Origin of the sequence: Janthinobacterium aestuarii, assembly GCF_051380835.1 — a bacterium.
Lineage (GTDB): Bacteria > Pseudomonadota > Gammaproteobacteria > Burkholderiales > Burkholderiaceae_D > Janthinobacterium > Janthinobacterium aestuarii.
On sequence record NZ_JBNYXU010000003.1, the window covers coordinates 467,449 to 490,359 of the forward strand.

The 22,911-nt window shown below is 62.5% G+C and carries 28 protein-coding genes; 11 read left to right on the forward strand and 17 right to left on the reverse strand.

The genetic code is table 11. The features are described 5' to 3' along the window. Positions 1 to 18 precede the first annotated feature (18 nt). The gene (gene ldcA / locus ACQ4WO_RS11740; protein ID WP_436481582.1) at positions 19 to 936 is read left to right on the forward strand and encodes a muramoyltetrapeptide carboxypeptidase; all 918 of its coding nucleotides are present in this window, start codon (positions 19 to 21) and stop codon (positions 934 to 936) included. A gap of 14 nt (positions 937 to 950) precedes the next feature. Next, entirely contained in the window at positions 951 to 2,132 is a 1,182-nt protein-coding gene (locus ACQ4WO_RS11745) for a DUF418 domain-containing protein (protein ID WP_436481583.1), read from the forward strand. 1 nt (position 2,133) lies between these two features. Here the strand turns inward: ACQ4WO_RS11745 and ACQ4WO_RS11750 are convergent, their stop codons facing one another. Next, positions 2,134 to 2,850: an SOS response-associated peptidase gene (locus tag ACQ4WO_RS11750; protein ID WP_436481584.1), complete on the reverse strand. Its 717-nt coding sequence runs from the start codon at positions 2,848 to 2,850 to the stop codon at positions 2,134 to 2,136. A 142-nt stretch (positions 2,851 to 2,992) separates the two neighbouring features. Between ACQ4WO_RS11750 and ACQ4WO_RS11755 the strand changes: the two genes are divergently transcribed. Then, positions 2,993 to 3,214: a hypothetical protein gene (locus ACQ4WO_RS11755; protein ID WP_034756009.1), complete on the forward strand. Its 222-nt coding sequence runs from the start codon at positions 2,993 to 2,995 to the stop codon at positions 3,212 to 3,214. A 7-nt stretch (positions 3,215 to 3,221) separates the two neighbouring features. Here ACQ4WO_RS11755 and ACQ4WO_RS11760 read toward each other — a convergent pair whose 3' ends face one another. The 10 genes from ACQ4WO_RS11760 to ACQ4WO_RS11805 all read right to left on the reverse strand — a co-directional run bounded on the left by ACQ4WO_RS11760 (position 3,222) and on the right by ACQ4WO_RS11805 (position 10,457). Further along, the gene (locus ACQ4WO_RS11760; RefSeq protein ID WP_436481585.1) at positions 3,222 to 3,467 is read right to left on the reverse strand and encodes a hypothetical protein; all 246 of its coding nucleotides are present in this window, start codon (positions 3,465 to 3,467) and stop codon (positions 3,222 to 3,224) included. Positions 3,468 to 3,540: 73 nt separating this feature from the next. Further along, entirely contained in the window at positions 3,541 to 3,846 is a 306-nt protein-coding gene (locus ACQ4WO_RS11765) for a hypothetical protein (protein WP_230516072.1), read from the reverse strand. Positions 3,847 to 4,084: 238 nt separating this feature from the next. Next, the gene (locus ACQ4WO_RS11770) at positions 4,085 to 4,291 is read right to left on the reverse strand and encodes a hypothetical protein (RefSeq protein ID WP_092708710.1); all 207 of its coding nucleotides are present in this window, start codon (positions 4,289 to 4,291) and stop codon (positions 4,085 to 4,087) included. 87 nt (positions 4,292 to 4,378) lie between these two features. Then, on the reverse strand, positions 4,379 to 4,948 hold the full coding sequence (gene mntP / locus ACQ4WO_RS11775; protein ID WP_436481586.1) for a manganese efflux pump MntP: 570 nt from the start codon (positions 4,946 to 4,948) through the stop codon (positions 4,379 to 4,381). Positions 4,949 to 5,008: 60 nt separating this feature from the next. Continuing rightward, positions 5,009 to 5,863 (reverse strand): undecaprenyl-diphosphate phosphatase, encoded by an 855-nt coding sequence (locus ACQ4WO_RS11780; protein ID WP_436481587.1) that lies wholly within the window; start codon positions 5,861 to 5,863, stop codon positions 5,009 to 5,011. A 111-nt stretch (positions 5,864 to 5,974) separates the two neighbouring features. Beyond that, on the reverse strand, positions 5,975 to 6,826 hold the full coding sequence (locus ACQ4WO_RS11785; RefSeq protein ID WP_436481588.1) for an alpha/beta hydrolase: 852 nt from the start codon (positions 6,824 to 6,826) through the stop codon (positions 5,975 to 5,977). An 85-nt stretch (positions 6,827 to 6,911) separates the two neighbouring features. Next, complete coding sequence (locus ACQ4WO_RS11790; protein ID WP_436481589.1) at positions 6,912 to 7,547, reverse strand: hypothetical protein; 636 nt, start codon at positions 7,545 to 7,547, stop codon at positions 6,912 to 6,914. 91 nt (positions 7,548 to 7,638) lie between these two features. Beyond that, positions 7,639 to 7,971, reverse strand: coding sequence for a hypothetical protein (locus ACQ4WO_RS11795; protein WP_139089205.1), 333 nt, complete (start codon positions 7,969 to 7,971; stop codon positions 7,639 to 7,641). Positions 7,972 to 7,996: 25 nt separating this feature from the next. Then, complete coding sequence (locus tag ACQ4WO_RS11800) at positions 7,997 to 8,689, reverse strand: hypothetical protein (RefSeq protein ID WP_436481590.1); 693 nt, start codon at positions 8,687 to 8,689, stop codon at positions 7,997 to 7,999. A gap of 97 nt (positions 8,690 to 8,786) precedes the next feature. Next, a complete protein-coding gene (locus ACQ4WO_RS11805; RefSeq protein ID WP_436481591.1) occupies positions 8,787 to 10,457 on the reverse strand; it encodes a DUF6138 family protein in 1,671 nt (556 codons plus the stop codon). Between the two features lie 229 nt (positions 10,458 to 10,686). On the opposite strand from ACQ4WO_RS11805, the gene ACQ4WO_RS11810 reads away from it, so the two are divergent. Both ACQ4WO_RS11810 and ACQ4WO_RS11815 read left to right on the forward strand, forming a co-directional pair. Beyond that, entirely contained in the window at positions 10,687 to 10,944 is a 258-nt protein-coding gene (locus ACQ4WO_RS11810) for a DUF1488 family protein (RefSeq protein WP_034756033.1), read from the forward strand. 306 nt (positions 10,945 to 11,250) lie between these two features. Further along, complete coding sequence (locus ACQ4WO_RS11815) at positions 11,251 to 11,943, forward strand: DUF3334 family protein (protein ID WP_034756036.1); 693 nt, start codon at positions 11,251 to 11,253, stop codon at positions 11,941 to 11,943. A gap of 69 nt (positions 11,944 to 12,012) precedes the next feature. On the opposite strand, the gene ACQ4WO_RS11820 is transcribed toward ACQ4WO_RS11815, so the two are convergent. From ACQ4WO_RS11820 to ACQ4WO_RS11830, 3 genes are all read right to left on the reverse strand, one after another. Continuing rightward, positions 12,013 to 12,459, reverse strand: coding sequence for a GNAT family N-acetyltransferase (locus ACQ4WO_RS11820; RefSeq protein WP_436481592.1), 447 nt, complete (start codon positions 12,457 to 12,459; stop codon positions 12,013 to 12,015). 48 nt (positions 12,460 to 12,507) lie between these two features. After that, positions 12,508 to 13,179 (reverse strand): hypothetical protein, encoded by a 672-nt coding sequence (locus tag ACQ4WO_RS11825; protein ID WP_436481593.1) that lies wholly within the window; start codon positions 13,177 to 13,179, stop codon positions 12,508 to 12,510. 87 nt (positions 13,180 to 13,266) lie between these two features. Beyond that, positions 13,267 to 13,815, reverse strand: coding sequence for a DUF2939 domain-containing protein (locus ACQ4WO_RS11830; protein WP_436481594.1), 549 nt, complete (start codon positions 13,813 to 13,815; stop codon positions 13,267 to 13,269). 209 nt (positions 13,816 to 14,024) lie between these two features. On the opposite strand from ACQ4WO_RS11830, the gene ACQ4WO_RS11835 reads away from it, so the two are divergent. The 4 genes from ACQ4WO_RS11835 to ACQ4WO_RS11850 all read left to right on the forward strand — a co-directional run bounded on the left by ACQ4WO_RS11835 (position 14,025) and on the right by ACQ4WO_RS11850 (position 18,614). Next, positions 14,025 to 15,623 carry an ABC-F family ATPase gene (locus tag ACQ4WO_RS11835; protein WP_034756044.1) on the forward strand — a complete coding sequence of 533 codons (1,599 nt, stop codon included), beginning with the start codon at positions 14,025 to 14,027 and terminating at the stop codon, positions 15,621 to 15,623. Between the two features lie 236 nt (positions 15,624 to 15,859). Further along, positions 15,860 to 16,993 (forward strand): quinolinate synthase NadA, encoded by a 1,134-nt coding sequence (gene nadA, locus ACQ4WO_RS11840; protein WP_436481595.1) that lies wholly within the window; start codon positions 15,860 to 15,862, stop codon positions 16,991 to 16,993. Further along, on the forward strand, positions 16,990 to 17,856 hold the full coding sequence (gene nadC / locus ACQ4WO_RS11845) for a carboxylating nicotinate-nucleotide diphosphorylase (RefSeq protein ID WP_436481596.1): 867 nt from the start codon (positions 16,990 to 16,992) through the stop codon (positions 17,854 to 17,856). The genes nadA and nadC overlap by 4 nt, the downstream gene beginning before the upstream one ends. Beyond that, positions 17,856 to 18,614: a substrate-binding periplasmic protein gene (locus ACQ4WO_RS11850; RefSeq protein ID WP_436481597.1), complete on the forward strand. Its 759-nt coding sequence runs from the start codon at positions 17,856 to 17,858 to the stop codon at positions 18,612 to 18,614. Before nadC ends, ACQ4WO_RS11850 begins: the two co-directional genes overlap by 1 nt. Before the next feature lie 51 nt (positions 18,615 to 18,665). Here the strand turns inward: ACQ4WO_RS11850 and ypfJ are convergent, their stop codons facing one another. Then, a complete protein-coding gene (gene ypfJ, locus ACQ4WO_RS11855) occupies positions 18,666 to 19,556 on the reverse strand; it encodes a KPN_02809 family neutral zinc metallopeptidase (protein ID WP_436481598.1) in 891 nt (296 codons plus the stop codon). A gap of 153 nt (positions 19,557 to 19,709) precedes the next feature. Between ypfJ and ACQ4WO_RS11860 the strand changes: the two genes are divergently transcribed. Then, entirely contained in the window at positions 19,710 to 20,603 is an 894-nt protein-coding gene (locus ACQ4WO_RS11860) for a GNAT family N-acetyltransferase (RefSeq protein ID WP_436481599.1), read from the forward strand. Between the two features lie 9 nt (positions 20,604 to 20,612). On the opposite strand, the gene ACQ4WO_RS11865 is transcribed toward ACQ4WO_RS11860, so the two are convergent. Then, positions 20,613 to 21,311: a DAPG hydrolase family protein gene (locus ACQ4WO_RS11865; protein WP_436481600.1), complete on the reverse strand. Its 699-nt coding sequence runs from the start codon at positions 21,309 to 21,311 to the stop codon at positions 20,613 to 20,615. A gap of 107 nt (positions 21,312 to 21,418) precedes the next feature. On the opposite strand from ACQ4WO_RS11865, the gene ACQ4WO_RS11870 reads away from it, so the two are divergent. Further along, the gene (locus tag ACQ4WO_RS11870; RefSeq protein WP_436481601.1) at positions 21,419 to 22,093 is read left to right on the forward strand and encodes a TetR/AcrR family transcriptional regulator; all 675 of its coding nucleotides are present in this window, start codon (positions 21,419 to 21,421) and stop codon (positions 22,091 to 22,093) included. Here the strand turns inward: ACQ4WO_RS11870 and ACQ4WO_RS11875 are convergent. Further along, positions 22,056 to 22,736, reverse strand: coding sequence for a DNA alkylation repair protein (locus ACQ4WO_RS11875; RefSeq protein WP_436481602.1), 681 nt, complete (start codon positions 22,734 to 22,736; stop codon positions 22,056 to 22,058). The two genes, ACQ4WO_RS11870 and ACQ4WO_RS11875, sit on opposite strands and share 38 nt — an antisense overlap. Between the last annotated feature and the right edge of the window lie 175 nt (positions 22,737 to 22,911).

Sequence of the window (22,911 nt, forward strand, 5' to 3'; positions counted from 1 at the left end):
TTTGAAGGCACGGGCATTTTGAAGACACCTGAGATTGGCATCGCCATCGTCGCGCCGGGCGGCTACGCGCCCGACGCGGCGGCCATGGCGCGCGGCATCGCCCGCTTGCAGGCGCAAGGCGCCACCGTTCACAATTACTACGACCACGAGCAGAAATTCCAGCGCTTCGGCGGCACGGACGCGGGCCGCCTGGCGCAGCTCCATGCGGCGGCTGCCGACCCGGCCGTGCAGGTGGTGATCGCCTTGCGCGGCAGCTACGGCATCAGCCGCATCCTGCCCGAGATCGACTTTACTGCCATGGCCGATAGCGGCAAACTGTTTGTCGGCTACAGCGACTTCACGGCCTTCCACATGGGCTTGATGGCGAAAACGGCCCGCGCCAGCTTTGCCGGCCCCATGATCTGCGACGATTTCATCCGTGACGAGCCCGAGCAATTTACGCTCGACCAGCTGTGGTCGTGCCTGGCCGGCCCCACGCATACGGTCACGGGCACGGCGGCGGGCAATCCGCAGGTCGCGCTGCAAGGCAAGCTGTGGGGCGGCAACCTGGCCATGCTGGTCCACTTGCTCGGCACGCCGTATTTCCCCGAGATCGATGGCGGCATTTTGTTCCTGGAAGACGTCAACGAACACCCGTACCGGGTCGAGCGCATGCTGCTGCAATTGCTGCACGCGGGCGTGTTTGAACGCCAGCAAGCCGTGGTGCTCGGCGATTTTTCCGCTTATAAATTGAGCCCGATGGACAACGGCTACGATTTCGACGCCATGCTGGCCTACGTGCGCGAACGCCTGCCCGTGCCCGTGCTGACGGGGCTCGAGTTCGGCCATATCCGCCGCCGGGTCACTTTGCCGTTCGGCGGCCACGCGCGCCTGCAATCGGATGCGTCCGGCTTCAGCCTGCAGGTGACCGACTACCCGACCCTGGCGCGCCCCTGAACGCCCTGAGCTCCATGTCCGCCAAACCCGGCAGGTTGCTGCAGCTCGACGTGCTGCGCGGCATCGCCGTGTTTGGCATCTTGCTGGTCAATATCTGGGGCTTTGCCTGGGGCACGCTATCCCTGCGCTACGGCACCTTGCCGGCCCAGCCGCCTGTACTCGACCAGCTCGTCATTTTCGGCGTGGCGGCGCTGGCGCAATTCAAGTTCTATCCCATCTTCGCATTTTTGTTCGGTGCCGGCTTTGCCCTGCAGACACGTTCCCTGAAACGCCAGCTGGGCAGTTGGGAGCAGGCCCAAGCGGCCTATCGGCGCCGTTTGCGCTGGCTGCTCGTGTTTGGCCTGCTGCATGGTTTCCTCATCTGGAGCGGCGACGTGCTGACCTCGTATGCGGTGGCCGGCATGCTGATCCTGCCGCTGGCAGCCGCCAAACTGAGCCGCATACGCAACCGCGCCTGGCTGGTGGCCGCCGGTTTTCTATTATTCATGTGCTTGCTGATTCCCATGGGCCAGCAGGGTGGCGCGCCGGACATCGCGCGCGACCTGCAAGGCTTTGCGGACCGCTACGCCATCTACACGCAAGGCGGCGCTTGGGCTGTGGCCAGGCTGCGCGCCAACGATTTCCTCGTTTCCCTGCTATACGCCATCGTCATGCTGCCGCACATCATCGTGCTGTTCCTGCTGGGCATCCTGTCCGTGCGCCTGGGCTGGCTGACGCAGCCGCAGCGCCACCAGCTGCTGTGGCGCCGCGTGCGTGCCGTAGGGCTGGGCGTGGGCTTGCCGTTCAACCTGCTGGCGGCGGGTGCCGTCGCGTGGCAGGTGGCCGATCCGTATCAAACCGTATTCGACACGGCCCTGTTCGAAGTGGGCCTGTTCGCCGGCGGCCCCGTGCTGGCGGCCGGTTATGTGGCGGCGCTGATGCTGGCCGGTCCTTTCATGCTGCGCTGGCTAGGCGCATGGCTGGCGCCCGTGGGATGCATGGCGCTCAGTAATTATCTGCTGCAATCGGTGATCGGCACGTGGCTGCTGCAAGGGCCGGGTCTGGGCTGGGGCGCAACACTGCGTCCGGCAGAGATGCTGGGACTGGCGGTGCTGATCATGGCAGGGCAGGTGCTGCTGAGCCGCTATTGGCTGCGGCATTTCCGCCAGGGGCCGATGGAAGCGCTGTGGCGCCGGCTGGCGCGATTGCCCGGCTGAGTTAGTCGCCCCAGTCGAACGCGCTTTGCGCCGCGGCCGGTGGCGGCGGCGGCTTGGGTTTGGCGGACGGCACGAGCGGATTATCGACGGCATGCCACTCGAACAGTTCCACGTCGAGCATGCAGGTGCGCGCCAGGTGCAGCGCCTGCTCCGGTGTCAGGGCGGGGTCGAGCCAGCGGCGCGCGTCTTCGCGGCTGACGGCCACGGGCCGGCGGTCGTGGATGTCGACCATGCCACCGAGGCTGTCGGCCGTCACCAGCACGAAACCGGCTTCTTCGCGGCTGTGCTTGTACGGGCCGAACTGGGCCAGCGCCAGCAGGAACAGGCGCGCGCGGTCCTTGCGGTGGATGTGCCACGGCTGCTTGCTGCCTTTTCCTCCCGTCCATTCATACCAGCCGGAAACGCAGACAATGCCGCGCCCCGCGCGCAGCAGGGGTTTCCAATAGGCGCCCGCGAGTTTTTCCAGGCGGGCATTGATGGCGATGGGGATTTTTTTCTTGCCGGGGGCGGGCACGGCCTGCGCGGCCCAGGCGGGGCGGTAGCCCCAGAAGACGTCGTCGACCCTGCGCACGCCATCCTGGATATGCAGCACGGGCCGGTAAGTGCCGGGCGACACGTTCAGGTGCGGTTCGGCCTCGCTGTCGAACACCGCGTCGGTCCAGCCGAACGATGACGCCAGCTCGGGCGCCGTGTCATTTTGATCGAGTCGTCCACACATGTTGAAATCATACCCGATCACCGGGCGACGCGAGGCAGGCGCGTGCGTGCTTTCTGTGTGTGATCAAACGTACAGACTGCTTGTGCGCGCGGGCGCACAGTTAGGTCTGTCAGGTCCCTGACACTCTCGCCTCGGAGGAAATATGTCATTTGAAAATCCCACCATCCACAAAGGTTTTATCATCAGCGCCACGGCCAGCCAGCGCCGCGATGGCCGCTGGGTCGGCTCGTATGTCAGCCAGAACCAGGCGTGCGGCGCCTATGCGGACACCTGCGACTATGACGATTGCAGCAATGAAAAAGAAGCACAGCAACTGGCCTTGTCGATAGGCTGGCGCCTGGCCGATGGCGTGCCGGCACGCTGAAATAGCCTTAGCGCTTGCCCCGCAGGGCCAGCAGCAGGCCGGCGAGCGGCATTAGCAGGGCGGCGCCCAGGCGTACGGAGGTCAGCGATGCGGTCTCCACGCCCAGTACATAAGGCAAGGCCAGCAGTAACAGGGGGGCGGGTACGGCAATCGCGAAGAAAAAAAGATACCACGAGTAGCCATTTTTCATGGCCAGCAAGGCGATCAGCGCGCAGCCGACGAGGAAGACCAGCGGTAAATTCACAAATTCCATGGTGTTGAGTTTTCATCCGGGAAAGCGCGTCATTATACGCGCCGCCCCGGATGACCGGATGGGCTTGCCTGCGTCAGTTGCCGACGAAATCCGGAGGCTGCGGCGCCTGTTTTCCGGCTAGCTGCCCATCGGCCGGTAGCAAGGCCTTGATGGCGCCGTTATAGATGAGTTCCTGCGCATACGCCGATGCTTCGATCAAGGCCGCATGCACGGACTTGAAACTGCTCGGCGTTTCTATCAATACGGGCTTGGCATACACCTGCTGCGTATCGCCGCGCTTGCTGATCAAAATCATGCCCCGGTAGCGTCCATCCTTCTCCAGCGCCCCCGCCACATGAAATTCATAACCCCTGATCTGGTGTTTTTGTCCCTGATCCATGTCTCCCCGCCTCCAGACCTGATTGTCATGGCTTTGGACTATCAATTCGATTAGAACGGTTGAGTGTTTGACCTGAATCAATACCCAAATTCTTGATCACCATCCAACGAACGTCACGACGGCTGCTGCAAGCCTAGCGAGCGGAGGGGATGTGTGGCTGAGAAGCGCAACCGCACTGAAGTGCGGTGAGCATCGCCAGCCGCAAAGCCCCCCGCGCAGTAGCTTGCGGCAGCCGTCATCATCCAGCGCGTATGGCGCGGATTTGTTGGGCAGTTTCCTCGATCTCCCGATACGCTTCCTGGATATAGCCATTGATCGGATGCCCATCCATCCACTCGAAATAGGCGCGCTCATCGTGTTTGATGGCAAAAGGGACGTGGTGGTCGCGTATCGATTCGGCCGTTTCGCGTACCAGCGAGGCAAAAATCAGCTCAATAGTTTCCATGATGGTCACCTTGCGAGACAGGAATGCAGAGCATTGACTGTAGCACAAAGCGCGCGGCCAGGGCCGCGCGTATCGGCTGCCCGGACCTCAGGCCGGATGGCCGATATGCTCGTACAGGATCACGCAGCCGATGACGATCAGCACCAAGCCGCCCACCAGTTCGGCGCGCCTGCCCGCCACCGTGCCCAGCACGCGGCCCAGCATCACGCCCAGGGTCACCATGACGAAAGTGGAAAAGCCGATGGCGGCGGCTGTGACGACAATATTCGCGCCCAGCAAAGCCAGGCCCGCGCCCACGACCATGGCGTCGATGCTGGTCGCCAGACCGGTGACGGCCAGCACCCAGAACGAGTGCGACTGGGCCGGCGCTTCCTCCTCGTCGCTATCGCTCAAGGCATTGCGTATCATCAGCAAGCCGATGCTGCCCAGCAGGCTGAAGGCGATCCAGTGGTCCCACGCTTCCACGTAGGGCGCCGCCACGCTGCCCAGGGCCCAGCCGATGATGGGCGTGATGGCTTCGATGACGCCAAAGATCAGGCCCGTGCGCAGCGCCTCGCGCCATTGCGGCTTGTGCAGGGCGGCGCCCTTGCCCACGGCGGCCGCGAAGGCATCGGTGGACATGGCAAGCGAGAGGGCGGCGGTGGCGGCGAAATTCATCGTTGGCTTTCAGTAAAACCTGGCTGGGATGGATAGTTGCAAATTGCAAACCCGGCGATTTTACCCCAGGTACAGCACCACCATGGAAGCGGCCAGGCAATACGCGCCAAAGAAATGCCAGCGGCCCTGTTCCAGCCAGCGCGACAGCCAACGCAGGGCCAGCAAGCCGGCCAGGAACGACAGCAGCATGCCCAGCAGGCTGGGGCCGAGCAAGTGCAGCACACTGTTGCCGTGTTCCAGATGGTCCAGGCTGCCATTTGCCACGGCCTGGTAAAAGCGCCAGCCTTCCTTGACCAGCACGGCCGGCGTCAGCACGACGGCCAGGGCGAAGCTGAATTCCTCGGCGCGGCGTTGCGGCACGCCCATGGCGATGCCGGCGGAAATGGTGGCGCCCGAGCGGGAAAATCCCCGGAAGGGCAGGCACAGGCCTTGCACCGCGCCGATCACCATCGCCTTGCCGATGGACAAGGTGCCATGCTGGCGCGCTTGCTGGCGCGAGGAGACGATGATCAGCACGCCGGCGGCGGCCAGCGCGGCGGCCATCAGTTTCGCGTTGCCGAACAGGTGTTCGATTTCAAAGCCGGGCGCATCCTTGCTCATGAAATGGGTAATACCCTTCAGCAAGCCGAAACCGACGATGCCCGTCAGGGCCGTGGCCGCTGCGAGCAGCAGGACGTTGCTGCGAAAAGCGTTGGCCGAGCTGAAATACGTGGCGCGCCAGGATTTCCAGAAATACACGATGACGGCGAACATGGTGCCCGTGTGCAGCATCACCAGCAGCATGGTCAGTTCCGGTGACGTGGGATCCAGGCTCATCCATTTTTCCGCCATGATGACGTGGGCGGAGCTGGACACGGGCAGCAGCTCGGCGAAGCCCTGGACGATGGAAAGAATAAATAGTTGAAGAAAACTCATGGGTATCTGTAATCGGGCGGGGAAAGAATGGCCGCCGATTTTACCTGCCAGATCCCGTGCTGGCCCCCTGCGCCAGATTACAGTTTGTCCATGTCTTGCTGCCCGGCCCGCTTATTGCGGTTTGAATACGGCGCGGAAAGCCTTCAGGGCTGCCGGATGATAGATCGTGCCATGGGTTTCTTCCGGCATCTTTTCCAGATGCCATTGCAAGCCGGGCGGCGCCTGTTTCTCCAGCACGTCGGCCAGGCGCTGCACTTCGACGGCGATGCCCGCTTCGCTGCTGGAGGCCAGATACAGGCTGTGCTTGCCCGACGCGCCTTTCGCCAGCAAGGCAGCCGCTTCGCGCGGCAGGGCGCCACGATTCCACCACAGGCTGGGGTCGAATGCCAGGTAATGGTCGAACAGCTGCGGTTCCAGCAGATAGGTTTCCACGACGAACAGGCCCGCCAGCGATTCGCCGACGATGGCCGTCTCGCCCGTCGTGCGGTAGCGGCGCTTGATTTCCGGCATCAGTTCATCGCGGAGGAAGGCCCGGTAGGCGGCCGAACCTGCCACCACGGGCGCGATCTTGCGGTCTTCGGCGCTGTCCGTCGGGCCCGTCAAATCGCGCCGGCGCTGCGTGTTTTGCATGCCGACCAGCATGAAGGGACGCATCGTGCTATTCGCCACGGACACTTGCAGCAAGCCGGCCACGTGCAGGAAATCTTCCGCCACGCCACCGTCCGGCATGTACAGCACGGGCAGCGGCGCATCGGGCGGCGTATCCCAGGCGCGCGCCATGTACACATTGATGTGGCGCTTTTCCTGCAGCGCTTGCGACTCGATGTTGAAACTTTCGCCGATGACGAGCGGCGTGGCCGCGCTGGAGGCTGCGGTAACGGCGGGCGTGGCAGTGGCGAGATGGAAGGGGCTGGACAGCAGCAGGGCGGCGATGAGGTGCAGTGCAAGGCAAGAGCGGCGCATGTTTTCCTGTGATAAGAGTTGGATCGATGGCATGTACTCTTATGGACATGCCATCGGGCGATTCTATCTTACCTTTGAGGCAGCATTACTTGATCGTCAAGAGTTGACGCCCGCGCACGATGCCGGCCTTGTCGACCGTGTAGGCGACAAGCAGCGCGCCATCCTCGGCGCAGGCATGGCAGGTCATCAGGGGCGTGGAAAACAGCAGGCGCTGGCCGCCATCGTCGGTGGCCGTGCTGCCGACGAAGTCGGCGGGCGCAAACGGGACGGAGTCCGGATGGGCGGCGGCAAACGCGCGCCAGGCCGGCGTGGCGCGGTCTTCCTCGCGCACGGAACCTTCGTCGACGTCGATGGCCGCGCCATTGCTGCCGATCAGCAAGGTGCCTTCATTCGTGTTGGCGCGAAACGGATAGGTGACGGTGGCCAGGGCCGCCTTGCCCAGCGGGCGCCAGGCGGAGATGAAGCCCGCCTTGTTTGCCTTGACCAGCATCCGGGCGGCGGCGATGGCTTGCGGACGCGCGCCGCTGCGCTGCATGGTGCGCAGCAGGCAGACGTCGGGCGCCATCGGCGATTGTTCGCTGCGGCAAGCCGACAGCGAGCGTTCCTGCCAGACGGCGCGCGCGTCGACGGGGCCGGTAGCTTGGGCATGGGCCGCCTGCATGGCGGCCAGGCCGGAGAAAGCAAGGGCGCTCAATACGCGGCGGGAAGATCGTGTGGGCATGGCGTCTTTCAATAGCGGAAACAAGAGAGCTTGCGATTATAGGAGGGGGCTGGCGTTCTTGCGTGCACGGAACAGTCGGCTTGCGCCTCGATCAGCGCTTTTTTGCCGCCGCCTGGCGCAAGGCCTTGGCTTCCTGCTTGTTGGGGATGTGCGGGCGCGTGGCCAGCTCGGCCTTGACGGCGGCGATGGCGGCACCGAACTGCTGCTCGGCCTGCTCGACGCTGGCGCCCGCGTAGTGCTGCTGGTTGGACTGGGCGGCGCGCAGCCGGCGCAGCAGCGCCAGCAATTGCTTGCCGTGCAGGGAGTGCAGGTCTTGCGCCAGTGCTTGCTCGACCACCGCGCCCTCCACATGGTCGGGATCGATCAGACGCAGCAAGGCCAAGCCTGCGGGCTGGGCGACCGGGGTCAGTTTGGGCTTGTCCATCGGCAGTGTATAGCTCCGTGAAGGGTTACAGGTATTCCCAGATCTCATCGAAGGTTTCGCGCGCGAAATCGTTGCGCCAGGCTTCCGAACTCTTTTCGCGGCTGACGGCAAACACGGCGCGCCATGTCTGCTTTGGCGAGCTCGTGTAGGTGGCGGCGATCTTTTGCAGTCCGTCCTTGCATTGCTCCACCTTGCAGCCGCTCTTCGCCAGTTGCTGGGCGGCAGGCGCCCATGCCACTGGCACCTTGACGACCTGGCATTCGAAGCTGACGGCGGCCGTCTGCATGCCGTTTTCCACCGTCACCGGGTCCGCCTTGGTGGCCTGGCACGCGGCGCCATTCTTGGCGGCGATGACATTGGCGGCCAGCAGTTCGGCGGCCGGCGTCACGGCTGTGCGCATGTCGGCGGGGAACAGGTCGGCGATCAGCTTGCCCGTTTGCGTTGGAAACTGGGCATCCGCTGCCTTCAGGGCGCTGTACGACGCGTATTCGGCGCTTTGATGGCCCGCCAGGCGGGTGGGGCGCAGGTAGGCGTTGAGTTTGGCGACGCTGGCTTCATCCTGGTTGATGATGGTCTTGATGTACAGGTCGGCGACGGCCAGCGGCGCCAGTTCGACAGCGGTGGAGACAGCGGTGGATTCAGCCGCCATGGCGGGTTGCATCAGCGCGGCGGCGAAGGTGGCGGCCAGCAGTCTGGCGGCAGGGAATGGCTTGTGCATGTGTTTTCTCCATGATTCAATGTCAGGCGCCAAAAAATGCTTTTCGGCAATTTCGGCGCCCGCATTATAGATGGTGAAAGTCATAACGTTGCACACTTCAGGCGTGCGCCTTGCTGGCCGCTGCAAGCAAGGCCAGTAGCAGTTCCTTGCGCCGGCCTTCCGCCTTGCGCGCCAGTGCCACCAGTTTTTCCAGCTTGCCCCAGACGGGATACAGCATGTGCTCGACCAGATAGCCTTCCAGCCCTTGCAGTTGCTGGCAGAACAATTCCAGTTTCTCGACATCCTCCAGTTCCGCCTGGATCTTGACCTTTGCGTTATCCGTGCACGCGCGCAGGCACGCCGCCAGCACGGGAGCGGAGTCGCGCGTGACGCCATGTTGCTCGGCGTAGGCCGCCGTGAACTGGTCCTGCACGGACTGGTGTTCCTCGTCGACGTTGGCCATATAGTGCTGCACGAGCGGGAAATAGCAAGAATCGAGCAGACCCAGCCCAAACACGGCGTAACTGCCAGGCATGCAATTCTTTTCGCCTTCCGTGTCGGCATAGAATTCGAATTGCTCGATGGCCACCCGTGCATACGCTTCCAGCTGCGGCCGCAGGGGCGCATGGGCGAGGGCGTTGGCAAAGAAGCGGTGCGTATCGGATTTCGCCAGTCCCTTGATCGGCAAATATGCCTTGACCTTGGATTTGAGCTTGATCTGGTAGCTTTTCGGGAAGCCGGCTTGCAGCAAATGCGTGATGAAGGCCAGCGCCTGCGCATACGCGTCTTCCTCTTCCTGGGCAATCGTGATGCTGAACGTGGCAAATACATCGTTGGCGCGGCATTCCAGCAGCGCGTTTTTCACGTGAATGTCGGTATCGGGGAAGGTGCCGCTACCTTCCTTGAGCATGCGCACGGCCCGTTCGCTGCCCAGTTCGCGCGCGATTTCCAGAAATTTGAGGCCTGTCGATTTGGCGTAGCTCGGTTCGTGCCGCAAGATCATGACGGCGCCATACAGCAGCAGATCGATCGGCGCCAGCGCCTGCGCGTCTGGCGCCGCGCCCGCCTTCAAGCTGTATTCCGCGCTGCAGTAGCTTGACTGCCGCACATCATAGAACTGCGGCAGAAATTGCTTTTCCGCCCAGGCCGACACGGCCTGGATGATATCGCCGCGATGTTCGGCCAACGCCTGCGGGCGTGATTTGTTCAGCTGCTCGATGCGTTCGAATTGCGCCAGCGTCCAGCCGATATCGGGCTGCGGAAACAGTTGGGGATCGAGCAGGTGGCGGGTCAGGAAGAAGGTTTCCAGCGGTTTCGTCGGATGGCGGCCATGCGTGAGCTTGTGTTCGATATACGCGTGTATGTTTTTCAGCAAGGCCTGGCGCTTGCCGTCGTTGACGTATTCCAGCAAGGTCAGGTGCAGCTTGCCCTGCGCCGTCTGGAACTTGCCGCGCAAGGTGAAACGGTAGTCGATCATCGGCGTGTCGACCAGCGGCGCCAGGCGGGCTTGCACCAGCGCCGCCAACTGCGGCGCGATCAAGTCACGCACTTGCGCATCATCAAGGCGTGCCGGCGTCCGGGGACGCACGTCGTCGTCGAAGCCCAGGTCGATTTCATCGGCAGTGGTGCGGCCCGGTTTGTAATCGAGCATGAAGTCGCTGAAGACGCCCGCTTGCAAGGTGGTCCGATTCACGGCCTCTTCCAGGTCCGTGCGCTGCAGGCGCTCATCGAACCAGGCGTGGATCGCCGTCGTCATTTCTTGTGTTGCCTGCTCTAACAGTGTGCTCATTGACTTCCTTGGATGGCGCGACAATGCCATGTTTAATATAAAGCACTATTTTAGGTGGACAGGGCCGGCTGCAACAAGGGCCACACACGAACGACTACCGGTATGCACTTATGTTCGGTGGCAGACGGTAGCTTGCACCCCTTGCCGCTATTCTCGGCGTATTCCAGCGGAAAATGGCGCCGAGCTTGCGCGACATTGCCGCGACAACCTTGCCAGGAGCCGCCCGGCCATGCCCTATGAAATTCTCCGCGACAGCATCGCGCTCGAGCAGGCGGGTGACGCCATCCGCTTCCATTTGTCCGTCTTCGGGGCGGAAAAAACCTGCCGTATCACCGTCACGGCATTGCACAGCCTGGACCAGGGGCAGGGCGGCGACTTGCTGGCCATTTTCGACACCCACCGCCTGCGCATCGGCCAGCGTGCCTTCTCCTACTTGAGCCGCGATCTGCTGGTCAGCGGCGTGGTCTTGCGCGCACTTGATTTCTAGTCACTTTTTCCTGCGCCCATGCCCGTGGCCTGGCCAGGTATGGTATTTCCGCACAGATCGTCAAGTAAATGCAGGTATGGCTGGACGGAAATGTTACATCTCGGTATTCTGCGCATCTGATACTTATTTCTATACAGAAAAAGTTATGAGGGTGGTTCGGGCCAGCGGCGACGCGGCGCGCGCTGCCAAGCAAGGTCAGGCATGCAAAGGTGAAGTCGTCCGCTTGCTGAGCGAAACGGTCGTGTTTCGGCTCGCGGCGGGCAGGGAACAGTGCTGTCATCTTTAAAATAGTTGGAGAGGTTGCTCATGGATGCAGAAAAGGATGTTGTGTACGGTACAGAAGATTTGTTGATGAGTTTGTGCAACTCGGTGGTTCGGGTGCTCAACGTTGCAACGCAAAGCAAGGTCAATTATTCAGGCATGGTGCAGCGCATCACCAAGACGGGCCTGAAGCCGGACATCGGCTGCTTCGTGATGTTCGATGGCGGTTTCACGGGCCTGGTCGTGCTTAATTTTGCCGCCGATACGGCGATGGAAATCTACGAGCGCTACATGTTGCACATGGGTATGCCGAAGTCGGAACTGGCCAGTTTCTACACGTCGGACGAAGTGTCGAACATCATGGGCGAGCTGATGAACCAAATCGTGGGCGACTTCACGGGCAAGGTGCGGCGCGAACTGCAAACGAACATCACCCAGAGCCAGCCGAAGATGCTGGTGCTGAACAAGCAGGTGATGCTCAGCGTCGACACCCCGCTGGACCGCCCGGAAATGCGCCGCGTCACTTTCTACACGGAAAAGAACAATATTTTCTATCTGGAACTGGCGATCGACCGTACCGAGTTCATCAAGCTGCACGATTTCGATTCGCGCGAAGTCGATGCCGACTCGCTGATGGATGGCGAATTCGCGAACCGCGAACGGAACGCCGCCCCCGCACCTGCGGCGGAACCGGAAGACGACGACAACGCCGACCTGCTCAAGTCGCTGGGCATGTAAGCAGCGCTTGTTGACCGTGGTTGACAGTGGCTGGCGGCAGCTTAGCCGCCAGCCACTGCCGTATGCTACCTACAAGATCTTGCTCATGAACACCCTGCTCGTGCCTTCGGGGCTGCAGGCGATGTCGCCGAAGCGGCGCCAGCCGCGGCGCTCGTAAAATTCGGGCGCCTGGAAACTGATGGTGTACAGCACCGCCGAGGCGCAGCCGCGCCGGCGTCCTTCCTCTTCGAACTGCGCCAGTATCTGACTGCCCAGGCCCAAGCCCCGCAAGGCGGCGGGCAAGTAAAACAAATCGAGAAACAGCAGGCCCAGCGAGGTCCGGCCCATGGCGCCGCCCAGCACCCGCTGGCTGTCGCGGTCGCGCACGACCACGCTCAATACCTGCCTGTCCTGGTATCCCGTGATCGCATCGTTGTAAGCGTTCAAGCCCTCGAGGATGGCTTGCTCAACCTCCGCGTCAAGCGTGGCGCTGACGCAGATGGTGTAGGGTAATTCGATGTGCGGGTGTGCAGGCATGTTGGGCAGGGCAATAGTGAATAACTGTACAAATATACAGTATTTTATCTATTTATGCCCGTCTTGTTGCGGCAACGTCAATGTGTCCATGCGGCGCTTGCCGACCATGCCGCCTTGCTGGCTGTCGTCGAGCGACCAGTATTCGAGCGCATACCCATAACTGCCGTCGATGATGGTCAGCGTTTCCTTCTGGCGGCCGTTGGGGGCCTTGTAATACAGGCGCCGCGCGGGCCGGCCATTCACCGTCTGGTTGAACGATTGCGGTGAAAGACCGGCGCGCTTGCCCGCCTTGCCCGCCATCGACATCGCCGTGATCGTCACGTAGGCCCGGTCCGGGCAGCGGGCCAGCAGGTGGGCACCGCTGAGGACGGTGGGCTGCGTTGGGTCGAGCGGGAAGCCGAACGGTTGCACACCGACGATATCCAGGCACCCCATCTGCTGCGCCAGGCCGGTCAACGCGGCCGGACCGAGCGCGCTCGCATAGTGTTTTTCAGCGGCCTGCGCCTGACCCAGCGCCAGGCGGCGCTCCAGTTCGGCCAGCGAGATATCGCTGGGCACGGGCAGCGGCGCGGGCGCGTCGGGATCGGCGGCCTTCGACGTTTCCGCTTGCATGCGCGAAGCAACGGAGTGGCTGTTCCCGGCCGTGCCATCGAGGGCATGGGCGGGTGACGTGGCGCTGGCAAGGGCGATTGCCAGCGATAAAGCTGGGTGTTTCAGCATGAAATTTTCCTGCAATCGGATAACAAGTGGCACGCATTGTGTCTCAGATCGCTTGCGCATGCGTGTTCCTTGCATGCGTGTTCCCGGTTAACGTGCAGCCATCGCCGACGCAATTTCGATCGAACTCAGTTTCCAGCCCCACACGCCATGACGCAGCAAGACCAGCGCACCTTCCTGTGCATTACCATCCTTCGCGCGCACGACGAAGGTGTTCAGGCCGGCATAGCCTGCCGCATACCCGGCCTTTTTCTGCGCGCCATCGGCGGGCGCGTCCGCGTCCGCGTTTGTATTCGCCTGCGGGCTGACGGCACTCTTGTTGACCAGCGCGACGACGCCGGCAGGCGAGACCATCGTGTCGACCATCTTGCCCAGCATGGCGCTGGCGATCGACTGGCCCAGCGCGGCCAGCGGGTTGTCGCTGCCGGCGGTCGCCGCGATGCTGCGCGCCATGCTGGCCTCCAGCTGCGTCTTGACGCTGGCGCGCAGGGCAGGGAAGTCCACGTGTTCGGCCAGGGCTTCGGCGTTGCGCTCGGCCAGCGCAGCCTTGATCTGGTTCAAGGCGTAATACGGCGAGGCATAGGCGGTGGCGGCGATGGCAACGATGGACACGGCCGCGGCGATGGTGATTTTTTTCAAGTGAAGCCTGTGAGGTGGAGGGGGGGAATGGATGGCACGCAGCGTATCTGCTAAATGGAAATACGGCAATCATATTTTCTTGCCATTATTTCTCCGCATGCATTCGGGGCGCCCTCGGCGGACCACTATAGAGTGATGAGGGTGGGTGCTGTATAATGGGAGAAAAGTATTTAACTAGCTGTTTTAACTGAATAAAGACCCAATATCACATGCTATCTACAGCAAATATTACGATGCAGTTTGGCGCCAAGCCATTGTTTGAGAATATCTCCGTCAAGTTCGGCGACGGCAACCGCTATGGTTTGATCGGCGCGAACGGCTGCGGCAAGTCGACGTTCATGAAGATCCTGGGCGGCGACCTGGACCCGTCGGGCGGCAACGTCATGCTCGATACCAACGAACGCCTGGGCAAGCTGCGCCAGGATCAGTTTGCCTTTGAAGACATGCGCGTCCTCGACGTCGTCATGATGGGCCACACGGAAATGTGGGCCGCCATCCAGCAGCGCGACGCGATCTACGCGAACCCGGAAGCGACGGACGACGACTACATGCAGGCGGCCGAGCTGGAAGGCAAAGTGTCCGAATATGATGGCTACACGGCCGAATCGCGCGCGGGCGAGTTGCTGCTGGGCGCCGGTGTCGCCATCGACCTGCATCAAGGCCCGATGAGCAATGTGTCGCCAGGCTGGAAGCTGCGCGTGCTGCTGGCGCAGGCGTTGTTCTCGAACCCGGACATCCTGCTGCTCGACGAGCCGACGAATAACCTGGACATCAACACGATTCGCTGGCTGGAAGACGTGCTCAACGAGCGCAACTCCACCATGATCATCATTTCCCATGATCGCCACTTCCTGAACCAGGTCTGCACCCACGTGGCCGATATGGACTACGGTACCCTGAAGATTTATCCAGGCAACTACGACGAATACATGTTCGCCTCGACCCAGGCGCGCAACCAGCAACTGGCCAACAACGCGAAAGCGAAAGACAAGGTTGCCGAGCTGCAGGAATTCGTGCGCCGTTTTGCTGCGAACAAGTCGAAGGCCCGCCAGGCGACGTCGCGCGCCAAGCAGATCGAAAAGATCAAGGTCGACGACATCAAGCCATCGTCGCGTGCCTATCCCTTCGTGCGTTTCGACGGCGAAAAGAAACTGCACCGCCTGGCCGTGGAAGTCGAGAACATCTCGAAAGGTTTCGACCGCCAGCTGTTCAAGAACTTTTCCATCATGGTGGAAGCGGGCGAACGCATCGCCATCATCGGTGCCAACGGCGCCGGCAAGACCACCATGTTGCGCTGCATCGCGGGCGACATCGCCGGCTTGCAGCCTGATCAAGGCCGCGTGAAGTGGGCGGAAAACGCCAACGTCGGCTACATGCCGCAAGACCCGACGGAAGATTTCGCCAAAGACACGAACCTGACCGACTGGATCGGCCAGTGGACGAAAGAGGGCGACGACGACCAGGCCGTGCGCTCCATCCTGGGCCGCTTGCTGTTCGGCGGCGACGATGTCAAGAAGGCTGTCAAGGTACTGTCCGGTGGTGAAAAAGGCCGCATGATGTACGGCAAGCTGATGCTGGGCCGCCACAACGTGCTGATGCTCGATGAGCCGACCAACCACATGGACATGGAATCGATCGAGTCCTTGAACATCGCGCTGGAAAAATACGCGGGCACCCTGATCTTTGTGTCGCATGACCGCGAATTCGTTTCTTCGCTGGCCAACCGCATCATCGAGATCAAGGAAGATGAAGTGGTCGACTACCGCGGCAACTATGAGGATTACCTCAAGAGCCAGGGTATTGATTAATTTGTAGGGTAACGTTGTGTCGGATTACGCGCTGTGCGCTAATCCGACCTACGTCAGGGTGAGTTGGTCGCGTAGGTCGCGTAGGTCGGATTAGCGGAGTGTAATCCGACAATCCAAGCCGGCGTTGCCAACCGCCAGCCACCCGGCACCACACCGACGCGCCGCGGTTCATTCGTTCCGGCGCACCTGCTTTATTGCAATCGCGCCGGTCTATCCCGTTTTTGTTTGACACAGCCATGCAAACTTTAGCCATCAAATCCGTCGAGTACGAACATCCACAAGACGGAGCCAGCTGCACTGCCCACGCCTGGGCACGCACGCCAGCGACGCCGTCCCCGGCCGAGAAAGCCGAACTGATCACGCGCATCAAGCGCCTGCTGATCGAGCGCGAAGCCGTGCTCGTTTCCCACTATTACGTTGATGCTGACCTGCAAGACTTGGCAGAAGCCACGGGCGGCTGCGTCTCCGATTCCCTGGAAATGGCCCGCTTCGGGCGCGACCATCCGGCCAAGACCCTCGTCGTGGCCGGCGTGCGTTTCATGGGTGAAACGGCAAAGATTCTCAGTCCCGAGAAAACGGTATTAATGCCCGACCTCGACGCGACCTGCTCGCTCGACCTCGGCTGCCCGGTCGATGAATTCACGGCTTTCTGCGACGCCCATCCGGACCGCACGGTGGTGGTGTACGCCAACACCAGCGCGGCCGTCAAAGCGCGCGCGGACTGGATGGTGACGTCGTCCATCGGCCTCGACATCGTTGCCCACCTGCATGCGCAGGGCAAGAAAATCCTGTGGGCACCCGACAAGCACCTGGGTTCGTATATCCAGAAGCAGACGGGCGCCGACATGCTGCTGTGGCAGGGTAGCTGCCTCGTGCACGACGAATTCAAGGGCATCGAACTCGATTTGCTCAAGGAAGAATATCCGCAAGCCAAAGTGCTCGTGCACCCGGAATCGCCCGCGAACGTGGTGGCGCTGGCCGACATGGTGGGTTCCACGTCACAAATGATTGCGGCAGCGCAAACCATGGACACGGATACCTTCATTGTCGCCACCGACAACGGCATCCTGCACAAGATGCGCGCGGCTGCGCCGGGCAAACGTTTCATCGAAGCGCCCACGGCCGGCAACAGCGCCACGTGCAAAAGCTGCGCGCATTGCCCGTGGATGGCCATGAACGGCTTGCTGAACCTGGCGCAGACGCTGGAAAACATGCACAACGAAATCCACGTCGATCCTGCCGTCGGCCAGCTGGCCGTGCGCTCGATTAACCGCATGCTCGACTTCGCCGCCGCCAAGAAGGCGGGCCTCAAGCCGGGCGCGGACCTGGCTAAAGAAACCACATTGTTCCAAGGAATCGGTCCAGCATGAGTACTCTCGTTAATTCTTTCGCTCCTTTCGACCCGGCCCTGGCGCGCGCGTTCGAAGGCAATTTGCTGGCCGCCTTGCTGGAAGACGTGGGCCAGTGCGACCTGACGGGCGAGCTGGTGCCGCCAGACCACGTCGTCACGGCGCGTGTCATTGTGCGCGAAGCAGCCGTGCTGTGCGGCGCGCCGTGGTTCGAAGGCATCATGAAAAGCCTGGACCGCAGCATCGATATCGCCTGGCATTACGCCGAAGGCGACATGATGACGGCCGACAGCGTCGTCTGCACGATTGCGGCGCCGGCGCGCGCCTTGCTCACGGCCGAGCGCAGCGCCCTCAATTTCCTGCAGCTGCTGTCCGCCGTGGCCACGGCCACGCGCCAGTATGTCGACGTGATCGCCGGTACCAAGGCGTCCATCCTCGACACGCGCAAGACCTTGCCGGGCCTGCGCCTGGCGCAAAAGTATGCGGTGCGCGTGGGTGGCGGCAAGAACCAGCGCCTGGCCCTGTACGACGGCATCCTGATCAAGGAAAACCATATCGCGGCCGCGGGCGGCGTCAGCCAGGCCCTGGAAAATGCGCGCAACCTCGACGCGGGCGTGCCCGTGCAAATCGAGGTGGAAACCCTGGCGCAATTGCGCGAAGCGCTCGATGCGGGCGCCGTCTCCGTCTTGCTCGATAACTTCAGCAACGACATGATGCGCGAAGCCGTGGCCTTGACGCAGGGCCGCGCCTTGCTCGAAGCGTCGGGCGGCATCAATTTCGACACCGTGCGCGCCATTGCCGAAACGGGCGTGGACCGCATTTCGATCGGCAGCCTGACCAAGGATGTGCGGGCCACCGATTACTCCTTGCGCATCGTCGGCTGATGAAAAAAGCCGGGCGGCGCCTGCTGGCCTTGGCGCTGCTGTGGCCGGCATTTGCCGCGCCCCTGCAGGCACGCGAGCTGCTGGCCGTGGGCGCGCAGTTCGAGCGCGTGTTCGAATACCAGGACAGTGGTGAATATGGCGGCCTGGGCGCGGAACTGCTGCGCCTGATCGCGGCACGCACGGGTAACACCGTGCGTTTTCGCATGGTGCCGTGGGCGCGCGCGCAAGCCATGCTGGTGCAGGGCCAGGCCGATATCCTGATCGGCCCTTACAAGACGCCCGAGCGCATAGTCAGCATGGCCTTTTCCGACAAGCCGTTTTACCAGGACCAGATGGTCTTGTATACGCGCCAGAACGCCAGCTTCAGCTGGGATGGCGACTACGCGGTGCTGAAGAACCGCAGGGTGGTGCTGCTCAATGGCTGGGCGTATGGCGCGGAATGGGAGCGCATGCGGCCCGGCTTGCAGGTCAGCGTGGCCAACAACGTGGAAAATGGCTTGAAGATGCTGGTGCACAATCACGTCGACGTCTTCGTCAGCAACCGCCGCAATACCGATCCCGTCATCGCCCGCCTGGGCTATGGACGCCAGGTGAAACCCCTGCCCAGAATCATCGAACTGCAAAACGGCTATTTCGCCTTCCCCCGCTCGCCCACTTTCGACAAGCTGCGTGTGCAGTTCGACCAGGAACTGAATAACCTGATCGAGACGGGCGAGCTGAAAAGACTGGGCAAGCGCTACGACGTCAGCTTGCCCTGACAGTCGCATGCCTGCCCGCAGGGCGGCATGCGTGGGAGCTCGCGGATGTCATTACAACTGGCGTGCCTCGAACGTATTGCACTGGGCAATCTGGCCGCTCTCGATGCCCTTGGTAAACCAGCGTACGCGCTGCTCCGAGGTGCCGTGCGTAAACGAATCGGGCACCACATGGCCTTGCGACTGGCGCTGCAGCGCGTCGTCGCCGATGGCCGTGGCCGCTTTCAGGGCCGCTTCCACGTCGCCCTGTTCCAGGATCTTGCGGTCGGCGTTCGCGTGATACGCCCATACGCCGGCAAAACAGTCGGCCTGCAACTCCAGGCGCACGGACATGGCGTTGGCCTGGCGCTCCGATTGCGTGCGGCGCGCATTGTCGACCTTTTCGGACAAGCCCATCAGGTTCTGCACGTGGTGGCCCACTTCATGCGCGATCACGTACGCTTCCGCAAATTCGCCCGAGACCTTGAAACGCTGCTGCATCAGGTTGAAGAAATCGAGGTCCAGGTAGACTTTCTGGTCGCCGGGACAGTAGAAGGGCCCGCTGGCGCTCTGGCCCGTGCCGCACGCCGTCGGCGTGCTGCCCGAGAACAAGACCAGCTTGGGTTTCACATAGCTCCCGCCTTCGGCCTTGAACAGGGCGCTCCACGTGTCTTCCGTATCGGCCAGCACGGTTTTCACGAAGCGGGCCATCTCGTCCGATTCGGGCGGTTGGCGCGCCGGGGCCTGGCTTTGCTGGGTGCTGACCTGGCCGCCACCGCCGCTGAGCAGGTTCAGCAAGGTCAAGGGATTGACGCCCAGCACATACGAGCCGACGAGGGCGATGACGATGGTGCCGATGCCGATCGAGCGCCCGCCAAAACCAAAGCCGCCACCGCCGCCTCCGCCGCCATCTTCGCCACGGCGATCTTCCACATTGTCGCTTTCGCGATTGCCTTCCCATTTCATGATATTGACTCCTGCTGCGATTTGCGATTGATTGGTGACGCCTGAATATGTTTCTTGCGACGAATCTTGTTATTATCGCAGTAAACCGCGCTGCGACAGAGGTGACAATGTTACCCTTTGCAACTTTCCACCCACTCCACAACAGGTACACGCATGGCGCTTGCCAACGATACACTCATTTCGCCAACGACGGTGGTCCAGGCGCAACTGGACGCCTACAACGCGCACGACGTACCGGCCTTGCTGGCCATCTACGCAGACGATGCGCAGCAATTCCAGCATCCCGATACCTTGCTGGCGCAGGGCGGCGCGCAGATCGGCCCCCGTTTCACGGCCCGTTTCGCGGCAAGCCGGCCGCAGGCGCAGTTGCTTGAGCGCATCGCCTGCGGCAAGCTGGTGATCGACCATGAAATCGTCCATGGCGACACGGACGATGGCGTGTCGGCCCAGGAACTGGTGGCGACGTATGAGGTGGAGCAGGGCCGCATCAGCCGTGCCTGGTTCAGCTTTGGCACGTTGACCAGTCTGCGCGTGGCGCTGCCGGCCGATGTGCCTGCCATGAATGCGTTGATCGCCCGCTCCGGCGTGGCACTGAGCGCGGGGTTTTATACGCAGGAACAGGCCGCGGCCGTGACGCGCTACGTGTTCGGCGTCGATACGCAGCTCGTTGCCGACCAGACGTATTTCGTGATCGAACGCGATGGCGCCATGCTGGCTTGCGGCGGCTGGAGCCAGCGCGCCACCCTGTATGGCGCCGACCGCGCCAAGAGCGGGCCGGACCCGCTGCTCGATCCGGCCAGCCAGCCGGGCCGCATCCGCGCCTTCTTTGTCGAACCAAGCGCCGCCCGCCAGGGCCTGGGCAGCATGCTGATGCGCCATTGCGAGCGCCAGGCGCTGGCCGCCGGTTTTACGGCCCTGGAACTGGCCGCCACCTTGCCCGGCGTGCCGCTGTACCTGGCCAGCGGCTTTGCCGTGACGGAAGAGTTTCATCTCGACTTGCCCGATGACATCAAGCTGCCGCTGGCGCGCATGCACAAGCAGTTGTAAAACCATGTTTTACCAGGGCAGCGGCGCCTTTTCCCCATTGGCGTGCTCGCCGTAGTACAGCGACGGTAAAAAGCGCGACAGATAGGTAAACTCGCTGTAGCAATGGCGCAGCAAATTCAGGCCCAGCATGTCGGGCACGTCGCGCACGGGGTCCAGGCTATTGCGACCCAGCAAGAAGCGGCTGCGCAGCACGCAGCCCGTGGGCGTGTCGCGCGTCAGGTGCAGCATTTCGCCATCGAGCGGGTCGCCGTGCGGGTCCAGTTGCACGTGCTCGCCAAAGCCGATGCGCGCGCAGATGGCGGCCGACAGGGTGCCGCTGTCCTTGGCCTGCTGCAGTTGCGCCGTATCAAATACTTCCTTCGGATCATGGAACTTCAGCTTGGCTTTCACGGGCGGAATGTCGCCCAGCGACTCCACGGCCTCGATCGAGGCGCCGTAATAACTTTCTCCCTTTTTCCACGCATTGTTCCAGCCATGGTGTGCCACGTGGTCGTGCGGATGCCACCACTTGATGTGCTGCGTCGTCTCGAAAAACGTGAACCACCAGTCCAGCATGCGCCCGCTGCAGCGGTGCAGTTCCGTGCGCGCCGCCACCAGCAGGCAGCCGTCTTCCAGGCGCGTGATGCCCGTTTCCAGGCGCAGGGGAAATGGATCGAGCAAGTCGCCGGTGCTCGTGATGCTCCATGGGAATTCCATATGCTTCGTCATATCGTTCTCCTTTGTTGGGGTGGGCCGATTATATATTAAAGAAACGAATTGCGTTTCTTAAATATGTTTCAGTGTAAAATTGCCCATCGATCAAGCTTGGAGCCGGCATGCAGGAAGAAGAGAGCAAGGCTGTGCGTGGACGGGGCCGTCCAGCGCGGCCACCCGAGGAAGCGCGCGAGGCGGCCGTGCAGGCGGCCACCTGGCTGCTGCTGCACGAAGGCTATGCGGCCACGACCATGGAAGCGGTGGCGCGCCACGCGGGCATGGCCAAGAAGTCGCTGTATCAATACGCGGCCAACCGCGAAGAACTGGTCGCCCTGGTGGTGCGCGGCTGGACGGATGCGTTCCTGCCAGCCATGGCGCACGATGCGGCCGCGCCCGGCGAAGTGTTGCCGCTGTTAAAAGAGATATTGCAGGCGGTGGCGGCGCGCGTGCTGACGGCGGATGCCGTCGGCCTGTTCCGCCTGCTGTGCACGGAGTTTCCCGCGCGCGCGGACTTGCTGGCCGTGTATCAGCGCAACGGCATCGAGCGGGGCACGGCCATGTTGGCCGACTGGCTGGGCCGCCAGGCCGCCCGCAGCCACATGACGGTCAGCAATGCGCCTGAACTGGCCGGCTTGCTGCTGGCCATGGTAATTGCCGAGCCGCTGCGGCAGATGGCGCTGGGCTTGCTGGCGCCCATGCCGGCCTGGGATGCGGCGCCCCGCATCGACGCCGCGCTGCGCTTGCTCGGTGGGCAGGCGTTCACCGTGGCTGGTGCTTCAACGCCTCGCGGTAGCTGAGCGCAGACAGTTGCTGGCGGTGCTCCGTGGCAAAAGCCAGCACCTCTGTCGGCGCGTGGCGCGCGTAATCGCGCAAGGCCCAGCCAATGGCCTTGCGGATGAAAAACTCGTCTTCGTGGGCCAGCGCCAGCGCCGCGCCGAACAGCCAGGCGGCGTCCGTGTCGGCACGCCAGCCCAGCTGGTGCAGCATGGCGATGCGGCGCAGCCAGAAATCCATGTGGCGCAGCGCATCATCCATGTGCGCCTGGCCGTCGCCACCGTGCTGGTGTTCGGCCTGCAGCACGTCGCCGACGATGCCCGCCATGCCGTCGACGCTGTCCCACCAGGCCCGCTGGCGCGCCAGTGCCAGCAGGGCGGGGATGTGCCCGATGTTCAGCTGGCGCCGGTGCAGGGCCAGCATGTCGAGCGCCACGTGCTGGTATTCGCGCTCCGGCTGCTGCCACAGCAGCTGCGCGTGCTCGAGCAAGGTCGCGGCATCGATGCCCGTCAAGCCCGCCAGCAAGTCCCTGGCGGCCAGCCGCCGCTGTGGCGCTGCCACGCCCAGGAAAACGAACTGGTCGCGCATATAGGCTTGCATGGGCACCGCGCGGCCCGGTTCGGCAACCGCTTCCAGCGCGGCTTTCAGTGCGGCATGTAGATCCATTCCATCTCGCTTTCTTCAGGCGTAAAAAAAGCGCCCCAAGGAGCGCTTTATATCCGGGCAGAATGCCCGATAAAACCGTAGCGAGCGGAAGTGAATTGTGGCCGAGAAGCGCAACCGTACTCTAGTACGGTGAGCATCGCAGGCCGCAAGTCACGACGCGCAGTAGGTTTGATCG

What these genes read in the sequence shown, in the direction of transcription:
- ACQ4WO_RS11745 (WP_436481583.1), top strand. Translation starts at nt 951, where the DNA reads ATGTCCGCCAAACCCGGCAGGTTGCTGCAGCTCGACGTGCTGCGCGGC.
- ACQ4WO_RS11750 (WP_436481584.1), bottom strand. Translation starts at nt 2,850, where the DNA reads ATGTGTGGACGACTCGATCAAAATGACACGGCGCCCGAGCTGGCGTCA.
- ACQ4WO_RS11755 (WP_034756009.1), top strand. Translation starts at nt 2,993, where the DNA reads ATGTCATTTGAAAATCCCACCATCCACAAAGGTTTTATCATCAGCGCC.
- ACQ4WO_RS11760 (WP_436481585.1), bottom strand. Translation starts at nt 3,467, where the DNA reads ATGGAATTTGTGAATTTACCGCTGGTCTTCCTCGTCGGCTGCGCGCTG.
- ACQ4WO_RS11765 (WP_230516072.1), bottom strand. Translation starts at nt 3,846, where the DNA reads ATGGATCAGGGACAAAAACACCAGATCAGGGGTTATGAATTTCATGTG.
- ACQ4WO_RS11770 (WP_092708710.1), bottom strand. Translation starts at nt 4,291, where the DNA reads ATGGAAACTATTGAGCTGATTTTTGCCTCGCTGGTACGCGAAACGGCC.
- mntP (WP_436481586.1), bottom strand. Translation starts at nt 4,948, where the DNA reads ATGAATTTCGCCGCCACCGCCGCCCTCTCGCTTGCCATGTCCACCGAT.
- ACQ4WO_RS11780 (WP_436481587.1), bottom strand. Translation starts at nt 5,863, where the DNA reads ATGAGTTTTCTTCAACTATTTATTCTTTCCATCGTCCAGGGCTTCGCC.
- ACQ4WO_RS11785 (WP_436481588.1), bottom strand. Translation starts at nt 6,826, where the DNA reads ATGCGCCGCTCTTGCCTTGCACTGCACCTCATCGCCGCCCTGCTGCTG.
- ACQ4WO_RS11790 (WP_436481589.1), bottom strand. Translation starts at nt 7,547, where the DNA reads ATGCCCACACGATCTTCCCGCCGCGTATTGAGCGCCCTTGCTTTCTCC.
- ACQ4WO_RS11795 (WP_139089205.1), bottom strand. Translation starts at nt 7,971, where the DNA reads ATGGACAAGCCCAAACTGACCCCGGTCGCCCAGCCCGCAGGCTTGGCC.
- ACQ4WO_RS11800 (WP_436481590.1), bottom strand. Translation starts at nt 8,689, where the DNA reads ATGCACAAGCCATTCCCTGCCGCCAGACTGCTGGCCGCCACCTTCGCC.
- ACQ4WO_RS11805 (WP_436481591.1), bottom strand. Translation starts at nt 10,457, where the DNA reads ATGAGCACACTGTTAGAGCAGGCAACACAAGAAATGACGACGGCGATC.
- ACQ4WO_RS11810 (WP_034756033.1), top strand. Translation starts at nt 10,687, where the DNA reads ATGCCCTATGAAATTCTCCGCGACAGCATCGCGCTCGAGCAGGCGGGT.
- ACQ4WO_RS11815 (WP_034756036.1), top strand. Translation starts at nt 11,251, where the DNA reads ATGGATGCAGAAAAGGATGTTGTGTACGGTACAGAAGATTTGTTGATG.
- ACQ4WO_RS11820 (WP_436481592.1), bottom strand. Translation starts at nt 12,459, where the DNA reads ATGCCTGCACACCCGCACATCGAATTACCCTACACCATCTGCGTCAGC.
- ACQ4WO_RS11825 (WP_436481593.1), bottom strand. Translation starts at nt 13,179, where the DNA reads ATGCTGAAACACCCAGCTTTATCGCTGGCAATCGCCCTTGCCAGCGCC.
- ACQ4WO_RS11835 (WP_034756044.1), top strand. Translation starts at nt 14,025, where the DNA reads ATGCTATCTACAGCAAATATTACGATGCAGTTTGGCGCCAAGCCATTG.
- nadA (WP_436481595.1), top strand. Translation starts at nt 15,860, where the DNA reads ATGCAAACTTTAGCCATCAAATCCGTCGAGTACGAACATCCACAAGAC.
- nadC (WP_436481596.1), top strand. Translation starts at nt 16,990, where the DNA reads ATGAGTACTCTCGTTAATTCTTTCGCTCCTTTCGACCCGGCCCTGGCG.
- ACQ4WO_RS11850 (WP_436481597.1), top strand. Translation starts at nt 17,856, where the DNA reads ATGAAAAAAGCCGGGCGGCGCCTGCTGGCCTTGGCGCTGCTGTGGCCG.
- ypfJ (WP_436481598.1), bottom strand. Translation starts at nt 19,556, where the DNA reads ATGAAATGGGAAGGCAATCGCGAAAGCGACAATGTGGAAGATCGCCGT.
- ACQ4WO_RS11860 (WP_436481599.1), top strand. Translation starts at nt 19,710, where the DNA reads ATGGCGCTTGCCAACGATACACTCATTTCGCCAACGACGGTGGTCCAG.
- ACQ4WO_RS11865 (WP_436481600.1), bottom strand. Translation starts at nt 21,311, where the DNA reads ATGACGAAGCATATGGAATTCCCATGGAGCATCACGAGCACCGGCGAC.
- ACQ4WO_RS11870 (WP_436481601.1), top strand. Translation starts at nt 21,419, where the DNA reads ATGCAGGAAGAAGAGAGCAAGGCTGTGCGTGGACGGGGCCGTCCAGCG.
- ACQ4WO_RS11875 (WP_436481602.1), bottom strand. Translation starts at nt 22,736, where the DNA reads ATGGATCTACATGCCGCACTGAAAGCCGCGCTGGAAGCGGTTGCCGAA.